6 protein-coding genes are annotated in these 6,175 nt (G+C 58.6%); 3 read left to right on the top strand and 3 right to left on the bottom strand.

Annotated features, from left to right (window positions below; all coding sequences use genetic code 11):
* Together A3754_RS17660 and dusA are read right to left on the bottom strand one after the other, a co-directional pair.
* A partial coding sequence (locus tag A3754_RS17660) for a transaldolase family protein (RefSeq protein ID WP_231880682.1) occupies window positions 1-818 on the bottom strand: 818 nt, incomplete at its 3' end.
* 242 nt (window positions 819-1,060) lie between these two features.
* Window positions 1,061-2,074 carry a tRNA dihydrouridine(20/20a) synthase DusA gene (gene dusA, locus A3754_RS17655; protein WP_197468699.1) on the bottom strand — a complete coding sequence of 338 codons (1,014 nt, stop codon included), beginning with the start codon at window positions 2,072-2,074 and terminating at the stop codon, window positions 1,061-1,063.
* Between the two features lie 611 nt (window positions 2,075-2,685).
* Between dusA and A3754_RS17650 the strand changes: the two genes are divergently transcribed.
* Both A3754_RS17650 and A3754_RS17645 read left to right on the top strand, forming a co-directional pair.
* Window positions 2,686-4,167 (top strand): SulP family inorganic anion transporter, encoded by a 1,482-nt coding sequence (locus tag A3754_RS17650; protein ID WP_063520752.1) that lies wholly within the window; start codon window positions 2,686-2,688, stop codon window positions 4,165-4,167.
* A gap of 44 nt (window positions 4,168-4,211) precedes the next feature.
* Complete coding sequence (locus tag A3754_RS17645) at window positions 4,212-5,051, top strand: universal stress protein (protein WP_063520751.1); 840 nt, start codon at window positions 4,212-4,214, stop codon at window positions 5,049-5,051.
* Window positions 5,052-5,176: 125 nt separating this feature from the next.
* On the opposite strand, the gene A3754_RS17640 is transcribed toward A3754_RS17645, so the two are convergent.
* Entirely contained in the window at window positions 5,177-5,731 is a 555-nt protein-coding gene (locus tag A3754_RS17640; RefSeq protein WP_063520750.1) for a DUF4399 domain-containing protein, read from the bottom strand.
* Between the two features lie 177 nt (window positions 5,732-5,908).
* Between A3754_RS17640 and A3754_RS17635 the strand changes: the two genes are divergently transcribed.
* Window positions 5,909-6,175: glutamate--tRNA ligase family protein (locus A3754_RS17635; protein WP_231880681.1), on the top strand; the 267-nt coding region annotated here is incomplete at its 3' end.

The raw sequence follows: 6,175 nt of genomic DNA, 5'->3' as shown, positions 1-6,175 counted from the left end.
ACCGGTGTCCAGTCGTCTTGCGGGGCCACCAGTTCAGGGTCCAGTACCCGGGTAAGACCGCCGTTATCGCCAGCCAGTTCCTCAAGCAGCGCCGGGCTGAGGGTGAGCTTGTCGCAGCCGGCCAGCGCTTCGATTTGCCCGGCGTTGCGAAAGCTGGCTCCCATTACAATGGTGTCCAGACCGCGGGCCTTGAAGGTGGCGAAGATCTCGCGCACGGATAGCACGCCCGGGTCCTGCTCCGGGGTTTCGATGGGCATGCCATTTTTGCGGTGCCAGTCGAAAATGCGGCCCACAAACGGCGAGATTAGAGTCGCGCCGGCTTCGGCGGCGGCCAGGGCCTGGGTCTGGTTGAACACCAGCGTCACATTACAGCGAATGCCTTCTTCTTCAAGGATCTCCACGGCACGGATGCCTTCCCAGCTGGCCGCTACCTTGATCAGAATGCGGCTCGGGTCCACGTCCAGTTCCCGGTAGATCGCCATCAGTCGACGGCCTTTTTCCACGGTGGCGCGGGTGTCGAAAGACAGGCGCGCATCGACTTCGCTGGATACCAGGCCGGGCACGCGTTCCAGGATGGCCTGGCCGGCCAGGCAGGCATAGGTATCGGTGAGCCAGTCCATTTCGCCCTGGTGGCCCAGGGTGCGGCACAGATCAGCGGCCTGCTGTAACAGGTCCCGGTAACGCTCGTCGCGGGCAGCGGCCAGTAGCAGAGAGGGATTGGTGGTGGCGTCCTCGGGTTGCAGTTGGGCGATCATTTCCAGGTCACCGGTGTCGGCAACTAACGATGTCCATTGAGCGAGCTGTTCGCGTTTGTTCACGGTATCCGTTCCTTTCAGTGTCATGGCGGGGCACGGTACTGGGCCGCCATGACAGAATTATTTTTTCACCACAGAGGTCGCAGAGTACACAGCGGTAAATCGGGGGTGTGGGAAACCATGCTTGCATGGTGAAGAGGCGGGCACGGCCGGCATTCGCTATGCAAGCATAGCTTCCCACAAAAACAGAGTGTGCTATCCGGCTTGTTGGCTCTGTGAACTCTGTGGTGAAAGACTTTTACAGCCTAAGGCAGTTGTGCCAAGGCGTCCATGAGCACTTGTGGTGTCGTCTCCGGTTTGTGCATGTTTTCGCTGAGGTGGCGGCGGAAACGACGGGCACCGGGTTGGCCCTGAAACAGGTTAAGGATATGTCGCAGCGAGTGTTTGGGCGCGTGGCCCAGGGCGTAACGGCGTTCCACATAGGGGAGGAACTGCTCGGCAACCGCCTTGCGGCTGGGAATGGCGTGGTCGTCGCCAAACACCACCCGGTCTGCCTCGGCCAGGAAGTAGGGGTTCTGGTAGGCCTCGCGACCGATCATGACGCCATCCACTTCCCCCATGTGTTCGTGCACCTGATCCAGGGTCTTAACGCCGCCGTTAAGGATGATTTCGATGTGCGGAAAGGCCTGTTTGATGGCATAGGCGCGCTGATAGATCAGCGGCGGGATATCCCGATTTTCCTTGGGGGACAGGCCGGAAAGGATCGCCTTGCGGGCATGGATGGTCAGGCTGGTGCAGCCAGCGGCTTCCATGCGGCCCACAAACCGGTACAGGAAATCATAGTCATCCTGGTCATCGATGCCGATACGGGTTTTCACCGTCACCGGTACGCGGACCGCCGCCTGCATGGCTTCGACACAGCGCGCCACCAGATCCGGCTCGGCCATCAGAATCGCGCCGATTTTGCCCTGCTGAACCCGGTCGGATGGGCAGCCCACATTCAGATTGATCTCGTCATAGCCGTAGTCTCCGGCGATGCGTGCCGCTTCGGCCAGTTGCTGTGGGTCGCTGCCTCCCAGTTGCAGGGCCACCGGGTGTTCCTCGTCGTTGAAGCTCAAGAAACGGTCACGGTCACCGTGCAGGATAGCCTGGGCCACCACCATTTCGGTGTACAGCAGCGTATGGCGGGTGATCAGGCGGGCCAGAAACCGGTAGTCCCGTGTAGTCCAGTCCATCATCGGGGCGACGCTCAGGCGGCGGTCCAGTGTACGGGCTGCGGTGTGGGCGGTGGGGTCGGTCATTAACACGGTATCGGGCATATGATTGGAGGCCTTCACGACGGCCGCGGTGGCGGTAACACAGGGGCGATTATCGCATGTTGCGCCGACCGGGCGTAGTGGTGAGGTGCTGCTGATGTGATGAGCCGGCCGGGGCTGCCTGTAATTGCCGGGGGCGTTCTGCTAGAATCCGCGCATTTCCTCACTACTCCGGGTGTTCATAATGACCCAAACACGGCTGAGTCCGCCCTAGGGAACATCTAAAAAACTCCTTGCGTGCTCAGCGAGACCTGAAGCGTGCAGCTGTTGTGTTTTGTCTCAACGGACAGGGTGGTTCCCTTTCCTAGAGGCAAGGCGCAGCAGATGGGCGCTTCAGGCCTCGCCCTTTGGGTCTTTCAGGCTGGCCCACACTCGTTGTTGCAATTTCTCGATGGATCGACATATCTCGATCCCCCTTGAGGGGACACCTTCAAAATTGCGCCTAGATTGTGAACCAGCCTGAAAGACTGAGCATGTAAGGAGTTTTTTAGAGGTTCCCTGGCGCCCTCCCTACATGGCTTTGCCGTGCGGTGCCTGTTGGCGCCGTTCTTCGTATTTTATTGCTGCCGCTGCGCAGCCTTTGCTTGTTATTTCCAAACACAGGATTGAAATCCATGCTTCGAACGATTCAGCAGGACTGGTTCAGTAACGTCCGTGGCGACTTGCTGGCAGGGGCCGTTGTGGCGCTTGCGTTGATCCCGGAGGCGATTGCCTTCTCCATCATTGCCGGCGTGGACCCGAAAGTGGGTTTGTATGCCTCTTTCTGTATTGCCGTGGTGACGGCCTTCTTCGGCGGGCGCCCGGGGATGATTTCTGCAGCCACTGGCGCCATGGCGCTGGTGATGGTGACGCTGGTGGCCGACCACGGCTTGCAATACCTGCTGGCAGCCACGGTGCTCACTGGCGCACTGCAGATCATCGCGGGGTTCCTCAAACTCGGTAACCTGATGCGATTTGTGTCGCGTTCTGTGGTCACCGGGTTTGTGAATGCGTTGGCCATTCTTATTTTCATGGCGCAGTTGCCGGAGTTGGTGAACGTGACCTGGCATGTTTACGCCATGGTGGCCGCAGGTCTGGGGATTATCTATCTGCTGCCCTTGCTGACCACGGCGGTGCCGTCGCCGCTGGTCTGCATCGTGGTGATTACCGGTGTGGCGATGTATTTGGGGCTTGATGTACCCACTGTGGGGGATAAGGGGGAGCTGCCAGACAGTCTGCCGATCTTTTTGCTGCCGGATATTCCGCTGAATCTGGAAACCCTGAAGATCATCCTGCCGTATTCCCTGGCGTTGGCTGTGGTTGGCCTGCTGGAATCCATGATGACGGCTACCATTGTTGATGACCTGACCGACACTGACAGTAACAAGAACCGGGAATGCAAAGGCCAGGGCGTGGCCAATATCGCGTCCGGTTTCCTGGGTGGGATGGCCGGTTGCGCCATGATTGGCCAGTCGGTGATCAACGTGAAATCCGGTGGACGCAAGCGGTTGTCGACTCTGTTTGCCGGCTGTTTCCTGTTGGTGCTGGTGGTGTTCCTGGGCAAATGGGTGTCCCAGATTCCCATGGGTGCGTTGGTGGCTGTGATGATCATGGTGTCCATCGGTACTTTTAGTTGGGAATCCATTACCAATATGGCAAAACATCCGGCCAGCAGTACCGTAGTCATGCTGGCCACCGTTACGGCCACGGTGGCGACCCACAATCTGGCCATTGGTGTGGGGATCGGGGTCGTGCTGAGCGCGCTGTTTTACGCCAACAAGGTGGGGCGTATTTTCTACGTTAACGCTACGGAAAGTGCGGAAGACGGGCACCGGGTCTACGACGTGGTCGGGCAGGTGTTTTTTACCTCCTCCGACCAGTTGATTGCTTCGTTTGACTTCAAGGAAGCCATCGATAAAGTCACTATTGATGTTCACCGTGCCCACTTCTGGGATATCACTGCTATCGGCGCCTTGGACAAGGTAGTGATCAAGTTCCGCCGCGAAGGCACCGAAGTGGATATCGTCGGCCTCAACGAAGCCAGTGCTACGCTGGTGGACAAATTCGGTGTGCATGACAAGCCCGCTGCCGTTGAAAAAATGATGGGCGGCCACTAAGCGTCGCAAGCAATTGCCGCATTAAGCGTCAAAGGAGAACGACAATGACTAACGTCATCGCCTGTATCGACGGCTCCAAAGCTGCAACGGCTGTTTGTGACTACGCTGCCTGGGCGTCACAGCGCCTGAGTGCGCCGCTGATCTTGTTGCATGTACTGGACCATTCGCGCTACCCGGTCAGTGCTGATTTCAGCGGTAATCTGGCGCTGGGTGGCCGCGAGCATTTGATGGAAGAGTTGGCGGATCTGGATGCCAAACGTAATCGTCTGGCTCTGGAGCAAGGCAAGATGATGCTGGAAGCGGCAGCTCAGCGTGCCAGCGAAGCAGGCATTAGCGAACCGCAACAGCGTCAACGTCACGGTGACCTGGTGGATACGCTTGCCGAACTGGAAGAAGGCATGCGTTTGCTGGTGATCGGCAAGCAAGGCGAAGAGCACGAGGGTATTGGCGCTCAGGTGGGAGACAATGTGGAGCGTGTGATCCGCGCTCTGCATCGTCCAATCCTGGTGACGGTAGGGGAGTTTCAGGCACCGAAAACCATCATGCTCGCATTCGACGGCAGCGCTACCTCGCGCAAGGGCGTGAGCATGCTGGCTGACAGCCCGCTGTTTCAGGGGCTGGATTGTCATCTGGTGACGGTTGGCAATAACCATGAGGGGCTTGATGAGGCGGCTCGGCAGCTCGAACAATCCGGGCATAACGTGCAAACGGCTACGCTTGAGGGTGAGGTGGAGCCTGCCTTGCACCAGTACCAGCAGAGCCACAACGTGGACCTGGTGGTGATGGGTGCCTATGGCCACTCCCGCATCCGCGAATTCTTTGTGGGCAGCACCACTAACAAGATGATCCGGGAAGCGAAGGTGCCGCACCTGTTGCTGCGGTAAGTTTTACTGACCATCCAGGCGCAACACGCTGTTTGTTGGAGACCACAAAAAACGCGGGCCTGTCTTTGCCTGTTGGCGCTGACAGAGCCCGCGTTTTTTATGTGGAATGCGTCCGTGCAGCGCTTTTATTCCACCGTGATGGTGATCTTCTCGGACATGACCGGTGGCTCATGGGGAACATGGCGATAATCGCCCAGCAGTAGTTGCAGGGTATGGGTGCCCGGCTCCAGTTCCAGCTCGGTTTCAGTCTGACCCTTACCGAAATGCACTACCTGGTCGTTGGCGGGCAGGGGCATGCCCATGTCCGGCAGGGTTTCCAGGTCGATGAGCAGGTGGTGGTGGCCACTGTTTTCTTGCTCATTGCCGGCCGGAGCCACATCCATGCCTTCCAGGCCAAAGACAACCTTCACCGGACTGCTGACGGTGGCGCCATTGGCCGGGCTGACGATTTCAGCGGCGGCGCCTTCCGGGGCCGAGCTGCGGGTGATGCCGGTGGCAGCGGGTTTGTCAGCGCTGTCATCTGTGTTCATGTGATTGCTGTGATCGGCGGCGGCCGGGGCTTGTGCAGCTGGGGCGGCAGCCTCTTTGGCGGCGTCTTCGCTGTTGTCGGAACAGGCTTGCAGCAGGGTAGTGCTGGCAATCACAGCGACGAGCAGGGAACGTTGAAACGGAATACGCATGGTCTTTTCCTTGAGCAGTTGAATCCAATGAAGACCTGCTGCCAGACAAAACAAGGCAACAGAGTGAACCGGAATCACGAAGTTGTCATAACCATAGCAGAAACCCCGGGCTTCGTGTCTACATGGTGGCGGCTTTGACAGGTATAATTCGCGCCAGTTTGCATTATTGGAGTCAGCATGACTGTTCGTACTCGCGTCGCCCCGTCGCCCACCGGTGATCCCCACGTCGGCACGGCTTATATTGCCTTGTTCAATCGTTGCTTTGCGCAGCAGCATGGCGGCCAGTTTATTCTGCGTATCGAAGATACGGATCAGACCCGTTCCACGGATCAGTCCGAACAGATGATCCTGGATTCTCTGAAATGGCTGGGGCTGACCTGGGACGAAGGCCCGGACGTGGGCGGGCCGCATGGGCCGTACCGGCAAAGTGAACGCAAGGGGATG

The sequence above is a fragment of the Alcanivorax sp. HI0083 genome, assembly GCF_001635175.1.
Note: the sequence above shows the minus strand (reverse complement) of the source record. Positions and strands in the feature narration are given on the sequence as shown.

Excerpts from the sequence above, each read along its gene's own strand:
- A3754_RS17640 (WP_063520750.1), bottom strand. The coding sequence starts at position 5,731 with ATGCGTATTCCGTTTCAACGTTCCCTGCTCGTCGCTGTGATTGCCAGC.
- A3754_RS17650 (WP_063520752.1), top strand. The coding sequence starts at position 2,686 with ATGCTTCGAACGATTCAGCAGGACTGGTTCAGTAACGTCCGTGGCGAC.
- A3754_RS17645 (WP_063520751.1), top strand. The coding sequence starts at position 4,212 with ATGACTAACGTCATCGCCTGTATCGACGGCTCCAAAGCTGCAACGGCT.
- dusA (WP_197468699.1), bottom strand. The coding sequence starts at position 2,074 with ATGCCCGATACCGTGTTAATGACCGACCCCACCGCCCACACCGCAGCC.